Annotated in this window: 19 protein-coding genes and 1 pseudogene; 16 read left to right on the top strand and 4 right to left on the bottom strand. The window is 51.4% G+C overall.

Annotation, left to right across the window (positions count from 1 at the left end; all coding sequences use genetic code 11):
• The first annotated feature begins 55 nt into the window (after positions 1-55).
• The 11 genes from soxX (at position 56) to HMY34_RS11025 (ending at position 6,310) form a co-directional block, all read left to right on the top strand.
• Complete coding sequence (gene soxX / locus HMY34_RS11075; protein ID WP_202715555.1) at positions 56-466, top strand: sulfur oxidation c-type cytochrome SoxX; 411 nt, start codon at positions 56-58, stop codon at positions 464-466.
• Positions 467-501: 35 nt separating this feature from the next.
• Complete coding sequence (soxY, locus tag HMY34_RS11070) at positions 502-957, top strand: thiosulfate oxidation carrier protein SoxY (RefSeq protein WP_202715552.1); 456 nt, start codon at positions 502-504, stop codon at positions 955-957.
• Between the two features lie 17 nt (positions 958-974).
• On the top strand, positions 975-1,283 hold the full coding sequence (gene soxZ / locus HMY34_RS11065; protein WP_202715554.1) for a thiosulfate oxidation carrier complex protein SoxZ: 309 nt from the start codon (positions 975-977) through the stop codon (positions 1,281-1,283).
• A gap of 12 nt (positions 1,284-1,295) precedes the next feature.
• Positions 1,296-2,153 carry a sulfur oxidation c-type cytochrome SoxA gene (soxA, locus tag HMY34_RS11060; RefSeq protein ID WP_202715553.1) on the top strand — a complete coding sequence of 286 codons (858 nt, stop codon included), beginning with the start codon at positions 1,296-1,298 and terminating at the stop codon, positions 2,151-2,153.
• Positions 2,154-2,307: 154 nt separating this feature from the next.
• A complete protein-coding gene (gene soxY, locus HMY34_RS11055; protein WP_202715552.1) occupies positions 2,308-2,763 on the top strand; it encodes a thiosulfate oxidation carrier protein SoxY in 456 nt (151 codons plus the stop codon).
• 18 nt (positions 2,764-2,781) lie between these two features.
• The gene (soxZ, locus tag HMY34_RS11050) at positions 2,782-3,090 is read left to right on the top strand and encodes a thiosulfate oxidation carrier complex protein SoxZ (protein ID WP_093065341.1); all 309 of its coding nucleotides are present in this window, start codon (positions 2,782-2,784) and stop codon (positions 3,088-3,090) included.
• Positions 3,091-3,202: 112 nt separating this feature from the next.
• Complete coding sequence (locus HMY34_RS11045; RefSeq protein WP_202715551.1) at positions 3,203-4,153, top strand: MBL fold metallo-hydrolase; 951 nt, start codon at positions 3,203-3,205, stop codon at positions 4,151-4,153.
• 49 nt (positions 4,154-4,202) lie between these two features.
• Positions 4,203-4,772, top strand: a complete 570-nt coding sequence (locus tag HMY34_RS11040) for a DsrE family protein (RefSeq protein WP_202715550.1) — start codon at positions 4,203-4,205, stop codon at positions 4,770-4,772.
• A 69-nt stretch (positions 4,773-4,841) separates the two neighbouring features.
• On the top strand, positions 4,842-5,564 hold the full coding sequence (locus HMY34_RS11035; protein WP_202715549.1) for a DUF4395 domain-containing protein: 723 nt from the start codon (positions 4,842-4,844) through the stop codon (positions 5,562-5,564).
• Positions 5,565-5,621: 57 nt separating this feature from the next.
• A complete protein-coding gene (locus tag HMY34_RS11030; protein WP_202715548.1) occupies positions 5,622-5,876 on the top strand; it encodes a type II toxin-antitoxin system Phd/YefM family antitoxin in 255 nt (84 codons plus the stop codon).
• Complete coding sequence (locus HMY34_RS11025; protein WP_202715547.1) at positions 5,876-6,310, top strand: type II toxin-antitoxin system VapC family toxin; 435 nt, start codon at positions 5,876-5,878, stop codon at positions 6,308-6,310. Before HMY34_RS11030 ends, HMY34_RS11025 begins: the two co-directional genes overlap by 1 nt.
• Here the strand turns inward: HMY34_RS11025 and HMY34_RS11020 are convergent.
• Together HMY34_RS11020 and HMY34_RS11015 are read right to left on the bottom strand one after the other, a co-directional pair.
• A complete protein-coding gene (locus HMY34_RS11020; RefSeq protein ID WP_202715546.1) occupies positions 6,295-6,990 on the bottom strand; it encodes a hypothetical protein in 696 nt (231 codons plus the stop codon). The genes HMY34_RS11025 and HMY34_RS11020 overlap by 16 nt on opposite strands.
• Positions 6,987-7,526, bottom strand: a complete 540-nt coding sequence (locus HMY34_RS11015) for an RNA polymerase sigma factor (RefSeq protein WP_202715545.1) — start codon at positions 7,524-7,526, stop codon at positions 6,987-6,989. The genes HMY34_RS11020 and HMY34_RS11015 overlap by 4 nt, the downstream gene beginning before the upstream one ends.
• Positions 7,527-7,596: 70 nt before the next feature.
• Here HMY34_RS11015 and soxB point away from each other — a divergent pair.
• Positions 7,597-9,473: pseudogene (gene soxB / locus HMY34_RS11010) on the top strand (thiosulfohydrolase SoxB); the annotation flags it as partial.
• Here the strand turns inward: soxB and HMY34_RS11005 are convergent.
• Positions 9,471-9,770: a hypothetical protein gene (locus HMY34_RS11005; protein ID WP_202715543.1), complete on the bottom strand. Its 300-nt coding sequence runs from the start codon at positions 9,768-9,770 to the stop codon at positions 9,471-9,473. The pseudogene soxB and the gene HMY34_RS11005 overlap by 3 nt on opposite strands.
• A gap of 99 nt (positions 9,771-9,869) precedes the next feature.
• Here HMY34_RS11005 and HMY34_RS11000 point away from each other — a divergent pair, with 99 nt between their 5' ends.
• The 3 genes from HMY34_RS11000 to HMY34_RS10990 all read left to right on the top strand — a co-directional run bounded on the left by HMY34_RS11000 (position 9,870) and on the right by HMY34_RS10990 (position 12,512).
• Complete coding sequence (locus HMY34_RS11000) at positions 9,870-10,529, top strand: protein-L-isoaspartate O-methyltransferase family protein (protein ID WP_202715542.1); 660 nt, start codon at positions 9,870-9,872, stop codon at positions 10,527-10,529.
• 2 nt (positions 10,530-10,531) lie between these two features.
• Positions 10,532-10,846 (top strand): rhodanese-like domain-containing protein, encoded by a 315-nt coding sequence (locus HMY34_RS10995; RefSeq protein WP_202715541.1) that lies wholly within the window; start codon positions 10,532-10,534, stop codon positions 10,844-10,846.
• An 82-nt stretch (positions 10,847-10,928) separates the two neighbouring features.
• Positions 10,929-12,512, top strand: a complete 1,584-nt coding sequence (locus HMY34_RS10990; RefSeq protein ID WP_202715540.1) for a TolC family outer membrane protein — start codon at positions 10,929-10,931, stop codon at positions 12,510-12,512.
• Positions 12,513-12,515: 3 nt separating this feature from the next.
• On the opposite strand, the gene HMY34_RS10985 is transcribed toward HMY34_RS10990, so the two are convergent.
• Positions 12,516-12,920 (bottom strand): hypothetical protein, encoded by a 405-nt coding sequence (locus HMY34_RS10985; protein ID WP_202715539.1) that lies wholly within the window; start codon positions 12,918-12,920, stop codon positions 12,516-12,518.
• 126 nt (positions 12,921-13,046) lie between these two features.
• Here HMY34_RS10985 and HMY34_RS10980 point away from each other — a divergent pair, with 126 nt between their 5' ends.
• Positions 13,047-14,468: a complex I subunit 4 family protein gene (locus HMY34_RS10980; RefSeq protein ID WP_228287825.1), complete on the top strand. Its 1,422-nt coding sequence runs from the start codon at positions 13,047-13,049 to the stop codon at positions 14,466-14,468.
• The last annotated feature ends 28 nt before the right edge of the window (positions 14,469-14,496 follow it).

Raw genomic sequence — 14,496 nt, 5'->3', positions numbered from 1 at the left:
CAAGCACAGAGAAGCACGTTTCATTGAAATGTTTCGTTTAGGAGAGGAGGTAGTTATGCGGAAACTTTTTCGCACTTTAGCAATGTCAGCAGCGGTTTCCGTGTTGGCTCTAACCACGGGTTTCACATCGGCTTATGCCGCCGATGACAAAAAAGCAGAGGCTGCAAAGCCTGACGCAAAACCCGCTGAAGCTAAAAAAGAAATGACAGGTAAAGACTTGGCATTTGATCGGGATATCGGCAACTGTCTGGCCTGCCACATGATCGCAGGCGGCGAATTGCCCGGTAACATTGGCCCGCCATTGGTTGCCATGGCAGCGCGTTTTCCCGATAAAGAAAAACTCAAAGCCCAAATCTATGATGCACGGGTCGCAAACCCCGACACCATTATGATTCCATTTGGTCCAATGGGAATTTTGAACGACGAACAACTCGATAAAGTTGTCGAATTCATTTCAGGTCTGTAATACCTAGATTTGCTGAATTTTGGAGAGAGGAACTTATGAAACGTAGAACATTTTTGCAAGGCACTTTAGCCGCCAGTGCCGCTGGCCTTGCGGTTAGCGCTGGCCTGCTGACACCCAGCATGGTTATGGCAGAAGGCGGCGGCGCATTTGACGCCAAAACCATGGAAGATGCCCTGAAAACCATGGCATTGACCCCGGAAGATTCCGCTGACATTAAAATCAAAGCCCCTGAAATTGCTGAAAACGGTGCAGTTGTCCCTGTCACTGTCACCTCCGGCGTTGCTGGCACGACTGAAATCAGCATTCTGGTAGATGGCAACCCTACCCCACTGGCGGCAACGTTCATCATGGGTGAAGGCACGCAACCGGAAGCCTCTACCCGTATCAAAATGGGCAAGACCGCTAACGTCGTGGCAATTGCTAAAGCCGGTGACAAATCGTACACCGCCAAGCAAGAAGTTAAAGTCACTATCGGCGGCTGCGGCGGCTAATTCAGAGGAGCACACACATGTCTAGTATTAAACTTAAAGCTGCGGTGAAAGACGGCACTGTCGAAGTCAAAGCACTGATGACACACCCGATGGAAACCGGGCAGCGCAAAGACAAGAAAACCGGCGAACTGGTTCCGGCGCATTTCATTCAGGACATCATCGTCACAGCGGGTGACAAGACTATCCTGACCGCCAAATGGGGCGGCTCTGTCTCCAAAAACCCTTACCTCGCGTTCAACTATGCGGGCAAGGCAGGCGACAAAGTGAAACTCGCTTGGACTGACAACAAAGGCGAGAAAGACTCTGCCGAAGCTGACGTTGCTTAATTGGAGGTTTTCATGAAAAAAGTATTGACCGCAGTAGCCGTTGCGATGTCTTTGTCCGTCGCCGCATTCAGCGCCGTACAAGCAGGCCCTGCCGAAGATTTGACTGCATTCCAAGACCATTTCAAGACAGCATTCAAAGATGTACCGTTTGAAGATTTCAAAGACGGTGCTTATGCCTTGGATGCCAACTTGAAAGCCCAATGGGAAGAAATGGAATCGTCATTCCCTCCTTACGAGCCTGACATTGATGCGGGTAAAACCATTTGGGAAACGCCATTCAAAAATGGCAAAACCTACGCAGATTGCATGGGTGACATCAAATCCATCCGTACCAAATACCCTTACTATGATGCTGAGAAAGACACCATCGTCACGGCAGAAGGCGCGTTAAACGCCTGCAAAACCGACGGTGATGGCGAAGGCTTCGTGGACAAGGAAGGTAAGCCACTGTTAAACAAAGGCAAAATTGCGCAACTGATGGCTTACATTGCGATGGAAAATCGCGGTGGCAAAATCAACGTCGCAACCCCTGAAGGCAAAGCCGTGGATTGGTACGAGAAAGGCAAAAACTACTACTACGCCAAGCGTGGTCAGTTGAATATGTCTTGTGCGGACTGCCATACCAATAATGCTGGTAAAATGATCCGTGCAGACATGCTTAGCCCAGCACTGGGTCATGTGACCCATTGGCCTACTTACCGTTCAGCCGATGGTGAAATTACTACGCTGCACAACCGTTTCATGGGCTGCAACACCATGGTGCGTGCGGCTAACGATAAAGCTCAAGCTGATAGCTATAAAGCACTGGAATATTTCCTGACTTATATGTCTAACGGTCAAGAGTGGAACGGCCCTGGCTCACGTAAGTAAGCAAGCCTTACGTTCGATCTGACAATCGACTTGAACCCGGCCTTTCGCCGGGTTTTTTATGCGAGTTCTTAAAAAAGACGGAATATTTTTAGCGTTCAACACATCATTACCTCTGAATGCTCACACTCACAACACATCTCTGGAGAGAGGAATTATGAAACGCAGAACATTTTTGCAAGGCACTTTAGCCGCCAGTGCCGCTGGCCTTGCGGTTAGCGCTGGCCTGCTGACACCCAGCATGGTTATGGCAGAAGGCGGCGGCGCATTTGACGCCAAAACCATGGAAGATGCCCTGAAAACCATGGCATTGACCCCGGAAGATTCCGCTGACATTAAAATCAAAGCCCCTGAAATTGCTGAAAACGGTGCAGTTGTCCCTGTCACTGTTACTTCCGGCGTTGCTGGAACGACTGAAATCAGCATTCTGGTAGATGGCAACCCTACCCCACTGGCGGCAACGTTCATCATGGGTGAAGGCACGCAACCGGAAGCCTCTACCCGTATCAAAATGGGCAAGACCGCTAACGTCGTGGCAATTGCTAAAGCCGGTGACAAATCGTACACCGCCAAGCAAGAAGTTAAAGTCACCATCGGCGGCTGCGGCGGCTAATTCAGAGGAGAATCGATCATGTCTAGTATTAAACTTAAAGCTGCGGTGAAAGACGGCACTGTCGAAGTCAAAGCACTGATGACACACCCAATGGAAACCGGGCAGCGCAAAGACAAGAAAACCGGCGAACTGGTTCCGGCGCATTTCATTCAGGACATCGTGGTCACGGCGGGTGACAAGACTATCCTGACCGCCAAATGGGGCGGCTCTGTCTCCAAAAACCCTTACCTCGCGTTCAACTATGCGGGCAAGGCAGGCGACAAAGTGAAACTCGCTTGGACTGACAACAAAGGCGAGAAAGACTCTGCCGAAGCTGACGTAGCGTAATCTGCGCTACCGCCCGTAGAGACGCAAAATTTTGCGTCTCTGCCACAACAATCATAACCACTGATCACTGCCCCACACACGCCCCCAACTGTCACGCTTTACCGGAGGACTCATGCGCGTTATCGCTGCATTCTTCACCCTTCTCTGTTTAACCATGGGGTTGAATGCCCGTGCTGATGACAAACTCCCCCCAGTCGTGATGGAACTGATTAAAGTGTCCGAACACGTTTACTACGTGCAAGGCGCACCCGGTGCAGCCACCCAAAACCACGGTTTCATTTCCAACGCTGCGGTGATTGTCACTGACGAAGGTGTAATTTTATTCGATACCCTTGGCACACCAGCGTTAGCGCAATTATTCCTGCAAAAACTCAAAAAAGTGACTGACAAGCCGGTGAAAAAGGTGATTGTCAGCCATTATCACGCCGATCATATTTACGGTTTACAAGTATTCAAAGATTTGGGCGCGGAAATTATCGCCCCTGCCGGTGCTGAGGAATACCTCAATTCTGAAAACGCCGAAACCTTGCTGGCTTCGCGTCGCGAAGAGCTTGCCCCGTGGGTCAATGCTGACACCCGCTTGGTTAAACCCGACCGTTACGTCGATGGCAATGAAGAAATCACCCTTGGTGGTGTTACCCTCAAACTCCTTTTTAACGGCAAAGCGCATTCTGATGGCGACCAAAGCGTGCTGGTCGAGCCGGATGGCGTATTGCTGATTGGCGATTTGATTTTTGAAGGGCGCGTGCCTTTCGTTGGCGATGCCAATACCAAAATCTGGCTGGAACGCTTAAAAGACATGGCGCAAGGCAAGCTCACTGCGATGGTTCCCGGTCACGGCCCGATGTCCAAAAAACCGCAGGAAGTGATTAAAACCACGGTGCAATACATCGAATTCCTGCGTGAAACCATGGGCAAAGCCGTCGAAGACATGACCCCGTTTGACGAAGCTTATGCCGCCACCGACTGGGGCGATTTCATCCACCTGCCTGCATTTGAAGAAGCCAACCGCCGCAATGCTTATCAGGTTTACCTGTCGCTGGAACAGGAAGGAATGCAATAAACAAAATTTGAATTAGAACAATTTTATCAACCGTAGGAGGAGACGACCCATGTTAAAACCAATCATACTGGGTTTATTGATGACTGCCAGCAGCGTTGCTGGTCTTGCAATCGCTGACGATACCAAACCGGCTGAACCGAAAGCAGAAGCTGCCCCGGCTCCGGCTGCTAAGCCCGCCGAAGCCAAGTTTGACCCCGGCGTACCTGCACCCAAAGTCGCTGACGACTATTACGCCGGAGCTGAAAAAGTGGTAGTTCACGTCACAATGGAGGGTGACGAGAAGAAATACCTCGGCGTGCTGGGCAATGTCAGCAATTACATGAAAGCACTGGATCAAACCGGCAAAAAAACCGATGCCGTCATTGTAATGAACGGCGATGGCTTAGGCTTGCTAACCACGGCTAAGCAAGTAGAAATGGACGCCGACGCTAAACTGCCCGGCAAAATTTTGGAACTGAAGGAACAAGGCGTAAAATTCCAAATCTGCTACAACACGCTGACCGGGCGCAAAATCAAGTTTGCTGACTTGTACGATGCCAAACCGGAAGACGTGATTCCCTCCGGTGTGGCGGAAGCAGGCCGCTTGCAATCGCAAGGCTATCAGCTACTGAAACCGTAATCGCAGCACAAGCATGGAGCGAAATTTATTCCGCTCCATGCTGCCCTACCACGCTAGGAATTACCGCCCATGGTCAATTGGATCATCACTTGCTGCAAGGATTTGTGGTTTCGCGACCGCAACGAAGTCAGCCCCTACATTAACGACACCGCCGTGCGTATTCGCGCCGGGCTGTTGCTCGCGATTCCCATCTACATGGCGTTCACGCTGTTTGATGCCATCTTTGGTTCGGATTGGGTCATCACCGGCGAGGTCATTACCGACACGCTCGAAACCGATTTTGATGGGCGCATTATTTACAGCGTCGAAGCCGTCAAGCGCACGTTTGATTACAGCACACAAACATGGGTGTTGTTTTATGCGTTGTTTGAAATGATTTCCGGCATGTTTGTAAGCACTTCGCGGCTTTCCCCCACCATTTTGCTCAGCAGCTTTCTGGCGAAAAACCTGCGCCCGGTGTGGAAACCGTTGCTGCCCAAACGTTTTGCTTGGTCGATTGGCGCAAGTTTTATTGTCACTTGCCTGATTTTCTTCAACCCCGAAATTTTCGCAGGCTGGGTGAATGCCATAGCAGGTAGCGAACAGTTGCCGGAAACGTACAACTACATGCCCTCATGGATTCCACTGGTACTGGTGTGGGTATGCTTTGGGTTTATGTGGATGGAAACAGTGCTGGGTTTCTGTGTGGGCTGCAAAATGCATTCCTTGCTGGTGCGGATGGGTCTGCTGCAAGAAGAATGCGAGGCTTGCAACAATCTGGATTGGGGTGAGGCCACCAGTAAAAAGCTCTAGTAAAAATCCTACTTGAGACTATAATTATCTGAAAAACGTAGTCTCATTAGGTATATCATGCAAATCTCTATCCGTGAACTAAAAGTAAACCCCTCCCATTACATCCGGCAAGCACAGGCGGGGCATACTGTATGGCTGACTTCCCACAAACAGGTGGTAGCACGTCTCGTATCGGTCGCGGCTCCTGCTTCTCAAACATTGCTGGGCAATATTCCCAATGTGCATTGGCTGGGTAAAAAACCCAATCTGAATCGACCACGCCCCACATTACGCGGCAAATCCCTTGCCGATACTGTGTTGGAAATGCGCTAATGCTACTCTATCTGGACACTTCCGCCCTCGTGAAGTTGTATGTGCAGGAAGCCTATTCTGATGTAGTTAACGAACTTCAACAGCAAGCGGACGTTATCGCCTCGCACCAAATTGCCTTTGTTGAATTTCATGCGGCATTAGCACGCCGTCACCGTGAAAATGATGTGGACACGCCCACCTTTGAAGCATTGAAACAGGCATTCGCAGAGGATTGGGTCGATTATTTGCAAGTCGAAACTGACCTGAGCTTACTGCAAAGTGCCGCAGAATTGGCGGAAGCCTTTTCCCTGCGTGCCTATGACAGCGTGCATCTCGCAGCAGCACGGCATTTGCAGCAACAAACGCGATTACCGCTATTGTTTGCTTGTTTCGACAAACGTCTGAACTTAGCCGCCAAAATGCTGGGAATGCAGTCTATTCAAATCGCAATATAACGCCACCCATCGCGCATGTGGTTTACCACAAATTCCACAGCGGATGGGGCAACTTCGGTGTCATCGACCAGTTCAACGAATTCGTTACGTTGTTTGAACAAATACAAGGTATTGCTGCACGCCACAAATTTCAAATGCGGGTATTGCTCGCTCATCTGCAAAATACGCCCTTCGTGCTGGGTTGTGCCAAGGCGTAATAAATCAATGCCTTCCGCGCTGGTCACGACGTAAACGCTGCCGTCTTTGGCTTCAACTTGTTGCGCTAGATTTTCGGCTTTCACCAAGGCTTTTTCCAGTTTGGCTGGCTCGTGCGAGTCCAAAAACACAATGAAACGGTCGTCGTATGCCGCCGCATTTTCCAGCGTCAAGCCTTCAGGTTGCCACAATTTCGGGGCGTAGTGACTGCTGCCTGCGCCAGCAAGAAAGATGAGGCCGAACACCAATAAGTACATCGCCGCTTGTTGCCATACCTGCGAGCGGCGCACGGGCTGACGGGTCAAAGCGGGCAAGGGGTAAGCCGATTTAACCAGATGTTTGATGCGCTGGATTTCACACAATTCTTTTTGCAGCTCAAGGTCAGTTTCCACTTGAGCTAACACGTAACGGGTTTGTTCAGCATCCAATTGCCCATCTGCCAATGCGTGCAGACGATCGTGGATGGTTAGCTGATCGGGATTCATTTCACTCTCCGTAAATAGTGAACGTTGTCAGTTTGACGGATACCTTGCAGGCGTTTTTTCATGGTTTCGCGGGCGCGGCTGAGACGGCTCATCACCGTTCCTACCGGAATATCGAGGATCGCGGCAACTTGTTCGTAGCTGCACCCCTCCAAATCCACCAAGGTCATCACTTGGCACTGATTCACCGGAAGCGATTCCACAGCAGTGCGCACTTGCGTGACCAGTTGATCATCGGCGAAGTGTTTTTCAGGGCAATCCGTACAGGTTAGCTCCATGTCGTCGATGTCCAGCGTCGGCTTTTGGGTACGCAAATGCTCCATCCAGCAGTTGTGGAGGATTTTGTACAGCCACGCGCCTAAACGCGCTTCATCTTTCAGTTGTTCTTGTTTTTCTAGGGCTTTTGCAAGGGTGTCTTGCACCAGATCGTCGGCTAACGCGCTATCGCCACACCATGCCACTGCCATGCGATGCAGCTTGGCGCGGTGTTCCGACAACTGCTGGTCGAGACGGTTAAAACGAAAATACTGACTAAACATGTGGTTTATAAGTTTCTCTTAGCGGTTCTATTGCACATGATGCAGAAAATTGACGAAATATTCCAAAAAGATGGAATATTTTCACCTGCACCCCGTCACTACCCCTGTAGCTAGAATAACTTCAGCCCGTTTGAGGAGAGAAAACGTGAGTCTAACCCGTCGTGAATTTATGCAAATGTTGGCCGCCGCCAGCGTTGCCGGTTTCAGCCTGAATAACGCTTTTGCAGCAGATGCCAGCAAAGAAGGCGACAAAACCGCTGTCAAAGCCCCCAGCAACCCGTATGAACTGCCCGCCTTCGGTAACGTATCGTTGATGCATTACACCGACTGCCACGCACAATTATTGCCGATTTACTTCCGTGAGCCGAACGTCAACTTGGGTATCGGCAGCATGAAAGGTGCAGTGCCGCACTTGGTCGGCGAACATTTCCTGAAAAAGTACGGCATCGAAGCCGGTACGATGGATGCGCACGCTTTCACCTACATTGATTACGTTGAAGCCGCGAAAAAATACGGCAAAGTCGGCGGGTTTGCCCACCTGAAAACCTTGGTTGACCAAGTACGTGCGCAACGCCCCGGTTCATTGCTGCTGGACGGCGGTGATACTTGGCAAGGTTCGTGGACAGCTCTGAAAACCAATGCGCAAGACATGGTGGATGCACAGCTTGCCCTCGGCGTGGACGTGATGACCCCGCACTGGGAAATGACCTTCGGCGCGGATCGTGTTAAAGAAATCGTCGAGAAAGATTTCGCGGGCAAAATTGATTTCGTTGCGCAAAACGTTTTCAGCAACGATTTTGACGAGCGCGTGTTTGAACCGTTCGTGATCAAAGAAATCAACGGCGTACCCGTGGCGATTATTGGACAGGCATTCCCGTATGTGCCAGTTGCTAACCCCAAACACATGGTCGCAGACTGGAGCTTCGGTATCCGTGACGACGACATGCAGCAAGCGGTTGACGATGCGCGTAGCAAAGGTGCGAAAGTCGTCATTATGCTGTCGCACAACGGCATGGACGTTGACCTGAAAATGGCCAGCAAAGTCACCGGCATTGACGCGATCATGGGCGGTCATACGCACGATGGCGTATTCCAGCCGGTGGTTGTTGAAAATGCAGGCGGTAAAACACTGGTCACGAATGCGGGTTCTAACGGCAAATTCCTCGGCGTGCTCGATCTGGATGTGAAAGACGGCAAAGTGGCGGATTTCCGTTACAAATTGCTGCCGGTCTTCTCCAACTTGTTGGAAGCCAACAAGGATATGCAAACCCTGATCGACAAAATCCGCGAACCGTACAAGAAAGAATTGGCGGAAGAACTCGCGGTATGTGATGACGTGCTGTACCGGCGTGGCAATTTCAACGGCACTTTCGACCAACTAATCTGCGACGCGCTGATGCAAGGTTTGGATGCACCGATGGCGTTTTCACCGGGTTTCCGTTGGGGTACAAGCGTACTGCCAGGGCAACCGATCACGTTTGAACACGTTGCTGACCAAACCGCGATTACTTACGGCACGGTCACACGTAACGAAATGACTGGCGAAACCATTAAAACGATCCTCGAAGACGTAGCCGATAACCTCTTCAACGAAGACCCTTACTACCAGCAAGGCGGCGACATGGTGCGCGTGGGTGGTTTGAAATTCACGTTTGACCCAACCGCGAAAATGGGCAACCGCGTCTCTGACATGGAACTTGGCGGCAAACCCTTGGATGCGGCGAAAACTTACCCGGTCGCAGGCTGGGCAAGTGTCCAAGAAGAAGTAAAGCCTAACAAGCAAATCTGGGAAGTCGTCGCCGATTACCTGCGCGACAAAAAGACCATTGGCAAGATCGAGCTGAATACGCCGAAACTCAAAAACGTGGACGGCAACGAAGGCTTAGCCTAACGCCATTCTTAGCCCCTCGTCCCTTGAGGGAGAGGGGTTGGGGTGAGGGGTTCTTACTGACACTGCCCCGGCACAAACCCTTGTACCTGCGGATCAGCACACGCCTTACAATCGTTGACATACGTCGCCTGAAGTGTGGAAGGGCACGGCGCATTCACACAACGAGTCAGCGGGTCGCGCAACTGAGCGCACACTGGCGCAAACACTTCGTAACAAATTTCCGGGCGCGGCTCACGGCATTGTTGAAACGCTGCCATATTTGCCATGCCCTCGGCTGCATTGGAACGGCTACACCCCGATAGGGCTGTCATCAATAACATGCCCGCTAACAGCAGCATTCCCAAGCTTTTCATAAAAACCTCGCCTTAGATTGATTTGGGCAGTACGCAATCACTTGCGACACACAGCGGTAATCCGTACTCTTATCCCATTCTTTGTCTGGAGCCTGCCGCATGAATCTGGAACACGCCCGCTTTAATATGATCGAACAGCAAATACGCCCGTGGGACGTATTGGATCAGACCATTTTGGAAACGTTTGGTTTCATCCAACGTGAGCTGTTTGTGCCTAAAATTCACCAAGCACTGGCGTTTGCGGATGTGGAAATTCCCCTAGGCCATGGTGAACACATGATGTTCCCCCGTGTCGAAGCGCGTATGTTGCAAACACTCAAGATTTCGCCCGATGACACTTGCCTAGAAATTGGCACAGGCAGCGGGTTTGTCACCGCCTGTCTTGCCCATCTTAGCAAACACGTCGACAGTGTGGATATTCATGAAGACTTTACCCGACAAGCGGAAGAACGCCTGTTCAACCTCAAGCTGCGCAACCACACTTTGCATACCGCCGATGCCTTACGCGACAGCGCAAGCACCAAGCAATACGATGTAATTGCGGTAACAGGTTCTATCCCCCGTTATTTACCACACTTTGAAAATCAATTAGCACCCGGTGGACGGCTGTTCATCGTAGTGGGTCAAGGCGCGGCGATGCAAGCGATGCTAATCACCCGCGAAGCAGACGGTGAATTTACCCGCACCAAGCTGTTTGAAACCCATTTGAAAGCATTGGCTGGTGCTAATAGCGACACTGATCGGACATTTATTTTTTAATCATGCGTCACTGGACACCTAATGAACTGGCAGCGCAATTCAGCGCATCATCCCCGCTGCATATACTGGATGTTAGGGAAGAATGGGAATACGATATTGCCCACTTTGAGCCATCAACCCTGATTCCCCTGGGGCAATTAGCGGGGAAAATGGCACACTTGGATAAAACGCACGAGTGGCTGGTGGTGTGCCATCACGGTATCCGCAGCGCCCATGCGTGCTATTATTTGGAACGAAATGGCTTTCAAGTGATCAATCTAACCGGCGGGATTGACCGGTGGGCAAGAGAAATTGACCACGATATGTCACTCTATTAACACGGATTAGGGCTATAATTCGCGTTTGACTAAAACATGCTTAACCCCCATGTGGCTAACAACATACTTGGAATCGTTTTTTATGAAACAACACACACTGGCATTCTTGATAGCAGCCTCCCTGACACTCATCACGCAGCAAGCACAGGCAGAAAACCTGCTTCAGGTTTACCAACAAGCCAAAGGCTACGATGCCCAATTCAAGGCGCTGGAAAGCGATTATCTGGCGATTCTGGAGCGCAAACCGCAAGCACTTGCTGCGCTCAAGCCACAAGTGGGTGTTTCGGGAGCCATTACCCAAAGCCGCCAGCGCACCACACGCGATGCATCGTTATTGGACTCAGATGACGTAGGCGGTAGCACTGCCAGTAGTTACAGCGTGAACGTCAGCAAGTCACTGTATAACAAAGCTCTGAACGCCCAGGTTGACCAAGCCGATTCAGTCATTGCACAAGCCAGTGCCGGTTTGGAAGCTGAACGCGAAGGGCTAATCCTGCGCGTCGCAGAAGCCTACTTCAACTTCCTGTTAGCGCAAGATAATCTCGAATTCGCCCGCACTGAAAAAGACGCCATCAGCCGCCAACTGGAACAAACCCGCGCCTATTTTGATGCTGGTCGTTCCGCGATTACCGACGTGAAAGAAGCTGAGTCGCGCTACGATCTCGCGGTTGCTCAGGAAATCAACGCCGTCAACCAGCTTGACCTCGGTCGTGAACAATTACGGGTGCTAACGGGTGGTTTCTACCAAACGCTGAATGCGCCAGCAGCCAATCTCCCGCTGACGGTGCCGACCCCAGCCGATATTGAACAATGGGTCAAAACCGCCAAAGCCAACAACAAACAACTCATTGCCAGCCAGCACGCGATTCAGGCAGCGCAAACAGCGATTGATATTCAGCGTGCGGCGAAAAAGCCAGTCGTGGATCTGGTTGCCAGACAAACCGGCAACGACACCCAAAGCAGCGCTGAAATAGACCCGCAAAACTACGGCGCCAGCGTGGGCGTGCAAGTAAGTATGCCGCTGTATACCGGCGGCAGCACGGATTCAAAAATCCGCGAAGCGCAACACAACTTCCGTCAGGCGCAACAGCAATTTGAGTTCCAAAACCGCACCACCGAACAACAAGCTCGGAATGCATTTTTGACCGTGCAATCCAGTATCAGCCAAGTAAAAGCCAACCAACGTGCCTTAGCTTCTGCTGAAACAGCGGCTGAAGCCACCCAAGCAGGCTTTGAAGTCGGCACCCGCACAGCGGTGGACGTGCTGACCTCACTGCGCAATGTGTTCAGCGCTCGCCGCGATTATTCACAAACGCGCTACACCTATTTGCTGAATACACTGAAACTGCGCCAAGCCGCCGGGATTCTGACCGACGCCGACATTGCCAATATGAACACTTTCATGACCTCAACGCCTAAGCAATTAGCGGCGGCATTGCAACCCAGCGCCCCCGCTGCGGATATTGAAGACAATGGCAGTTTTGAAAGCTACAGCGCTGCACCAACAGCAGCGGACACCGCCAAAGCCGAAGCGGAAACGCCACCGGTAGCGCAAGCAGCAATGCCTGTGGAACAAATTGCACCTGCCAAACCAGCGCCCGTACAACAAGCCCCTGCTGCGGCGCCGCCATATTTCATCATCCCGCAAGATGTTGGCAAAAAATAAGCCTCAACGCCGGTAAGCGTATTTCCAACGACACCCCGATGCAGCCTCTAACGCACTCAGCAAGGCGGCATCGGGGACGGCTTCCGCCTCATGAATATTGCCAATAATCACCCACTCGCGCACTTGCACCAGCGGCTTGCGAATCAATTGAAAATCCACGATTGCTGCACTGCAAGGTAATTGTATGTAACAAAATGGCTTGCTTTCCTGCGGCACCAATTCAATATCCGGCGAACACCCTAGAAAACACACCAACGACAAAAACGCCTCACCCACCGCAAAATGCCCTGCACCCAAGCGCTCACCTAGCAACCCTAGCGTTTGTAAGCACGGTTCTAAAGAGACGACGGCAGGCGTATCAGCCGCAGCGACGGGAAACAACACCAACTGATGCGTGGAATACTGCATTTATTTACCTCAAAATCCTGTAAAACAGTGTGGGTTAACAGCTTAACGCCTACCCACAGATACGAAACTTATGTATCATCGCCTGCTTATATTCCCCTGACCACCCCTTTTTAAGGCGCATTGGATATGATGGATCACCCGCTCATCCTGCTCTTGCTTCTGCCTGCGGTAGGTGCGTTTATCTTGGCATTATTACCCAGTGAGCGACCGGGCTTAATCCGCAACACCGCTATTGGGGTGGCAGCCGTTACACTGGCCTATGCCGTAAGCCTCACCCAACAAATCGACTTTAGCAACCCCGCGATTCAATTGGCGACCAGTGTGGTCTGGAATCCCAAGCTGGGCACGTCGTTTTCCTTAGGCGTGGATGGATTAGCGTTCCCGATGGTGTTGCTCACCACCGTGCTGGTGCTGATGGCGTTGCTGGCTTCGCACATGATCACGCATCACGTCAAAGGCTATTACCTGCTGATGCTCTTGCTGGAAGCCGCCACCATGGGCGTGTTTATGGCGCAAGATTGGGGCTTATTTTACGTTTTTTGGGAACTGGTGCTGATTCCGCTGTTTTTCCTGATTGACCGCTGGGGTGGCAAAAATCGTCAAACAGCGGCATTGAATTTCGTGTTGTACACCATGGGTGGCTCAATTTTCATGCTGCTGGCATTATTGGTGCTGTTTGACGCGACTCCGGCACACTCTTTCACCTTTGCGGCCATGGCAGAAGGTGCACGGCAATTGAGTACGGCTGAACAAGTGCTGATTTTCAGCGGCTTACTGATTGGTTTCGGGGTAAAAATGCCCCTGTTCCCATTGCACGGCTGGCTACCGTTGGCGCACGTCGAAGCGCCTAGTCCCGTGAGTATTTTGCTCTCCGGCATCCTGTTAAAAATGGGGTCGTATGGCTTATTACGCGCCATTGATATTTTACCCGCCGCCGCGCAAGCGATGCAGGGCTTATTGTTTACTTTGGGTGTGATTGGCTTGCTCTACGGCGGCTTGTTGGCATGGCGGCAAAGCGATATGAAAAAAATGATCGCATACTCCTCCGTGAGTCACATGGGCGTGGTGCTGATTGGAATTTCCACCTTGAACGTCACCGGCATGACGGGCGCGGTATACCAAATGGTGGCGCACGGGCTGGTAGCAGGTGCAACATTCATGCTGATCGGCTTGTTGTATGAGCGTACCCATACCCGCGACATCAATGATTATGGATCGCTGATTAGAGTCACGCCGCGTTTCGCTTTTCTGATTATTTTGGCGTTCGTCGGTGGTGTAGGCTTGCCGAGTACCGCAGGTTTTGTGGCGGAATTGCACGTCTTGATCGGCGGCTTTGAGGCGTGGGGATGGAGCATTGTATTGCTGTCGCTGGGCGTGTTGATCACGGCCACTTACAGCATTCGCACCGTCAAACAGCTTTACACCGGCCCGATGCGGCTGGATATGCAGCAAGTCGAAGACATGCGCCCACTGGAAATGGTCGCCGCCGGAAGCTTGATTACTGGCACGTTATTGCTGGGCTTTTACCCTACCCCCTGCTCGACATGATGGATATGTCGGTGCAACACCTCGTAAG

Origin of the sequence: Thiothrix subterranea (assembly GCF_016772315.1) — a bacterium.
In the GTDB taxonomy this organism is placed as follows: domain Bacteria; phylum Pseudomonadota; class Gammaproteobacteria; order Thiotrichales; family Thiotrichaceae; genus Thiothrix; species Thiothrix subterranea.
The sequence above is the reverse complement of the archived record's forward strand: the minus strand, read 5'-3'. Positions and strand labels throughout refer to the sequence as shown.

Excerpts from the sequence above, each read along its gene's own strand:
- soxX (WP_202715555.1), top strand. The coding sequence starts at position 56 with ATGCGGAAACTTTTTCGCACTTTAGCAATGTCAGCAGCGGTTTCCGTG.
- soxY (WP_202715552.1), top strand. The coding sequence starts at position 502 with ATGAAACGTAGAACATTTTTGCAAGGCACTTTAGCCGCCAGTGCCGCT.
- soxZ (WP_202715554.1), top strand. The coding sequence starts at position 975 with ATGTCTAGTATTAAACTTAAAGCTGCGGTGAAAGACGGCACTGTCGAA.
- soxA (WP_202715553.1), top strand. The coding sequence starts at position 1,296 with ATGAAAAAAGTATTGACCGCAGTAGCCGTTGCGATGTCTTTGTCCGTC.
- soxY (WP_202715552.1), top strand. The coding sequence starts at position 2,308 with ATGAAACGCAGAACATTTTTGCAAGGCACTTTAGCCGCCAGTGCCGCT.
- soxZ (WP_093065341.1), top strand. The coding sequence starts at position 2,782 with ATGTCTAGTATTAAACTTAAAGCTGCGGTGAAAGACGGCACTGTCGAA.
- HMY34_RS11045 (WP_202715551.1), top strand. The coding sequence starts at position 3,203 with ATGCGCGTTATCGCTGCATTCTTCACCCTTCTCTGTTTAACCATGGGG.
- HMY34_RS11040 (WP_202715550.1), top strand. The coding sequence starts at position 4,203 with ATGTTAAAACCAATCATACTGGGTTTATTGATGACTGCCAGCAGCGTT.
- HMY34_RS11035 (WP_202715549.1), top strand. The coding sequence starts at position 4,842 with ATGGTCAATTGGATCATCACTTGCTGCAAGGATTTGTGGTTTCGCGAC.
- HMY34_RS11030 (WP_202715548.1), top strand. The coding sequence starts at position 5,622 with ATGCAAATCTCTATCCGTGAACTAAAAGTAAACCCCTCCCATTACATC.
- HMY34_RS11025 (WP_202715547.1), top strand. The coding sequence starts at position 5,876 with ATGCTACTCTATCTGGACACTTCCGCCCTCGTGAAGTTGTATGTGCAG.
- HMY34_RS11020 (WP_202715546.1), bottom strand. The coding sequence starts at position 6,990 with ATGAATCCCGATCAGCTAACCATCCACGATCGTCTGCACGCATTGGCA.
- HMY34_RS11015 (WP_202715545.1), bottom strand. The coding sequence starts at position 7,526 with ATGTTTAGTCAGTATTTTCGTTTTAACCGTCTCGACCAGCAGTTGTCG.
- HMY34_RS11005 (WP_202715543.1), bottom strand. The coding sequence starts at position 9,770 with ATGAAAAGCTTGGGAATGCTGCTGTTAGCGGGCATGTTATTGATGACA.
- HMY34_RS11000 (WP_202715542.1), top strand. The coding sequence starts at position 9,870 with ATGAATCTGGAACACGCCCGCTTTAATATGATCGAACAGCAAATACGC.
- HMY34_RS10995 (WP_202715541.1), top strand. The coding sequence starts at position 10,532 with ATGCGTCACTGGACACCTAATGAACTGGCAGCGCAATTCAGCGCATCA.
- HMY34_RS10990 (WP_202715540.1), top strand. The coding sequence starts at position 10,929 with ATGAAACAACACACACTGGCATTCTTGATAGCAGCCTCCCTGACACTC.
- HMY34_RS10985 (WP_202715539.1), bottom strand. The coding sequence starts at position 12,920 with ATGCAGTATTCCACGCATCAGTTGGTGTTGTTTCCCGTCGCTGCGGCT.
- HMY34_RS10980 (WP_228287825.1), top strand. The coding sequence starts at position 13,047 with ATGATGGATCACCCGCTCATCCTGCTCTTGCTTCTGCCTGCGGTAGGT.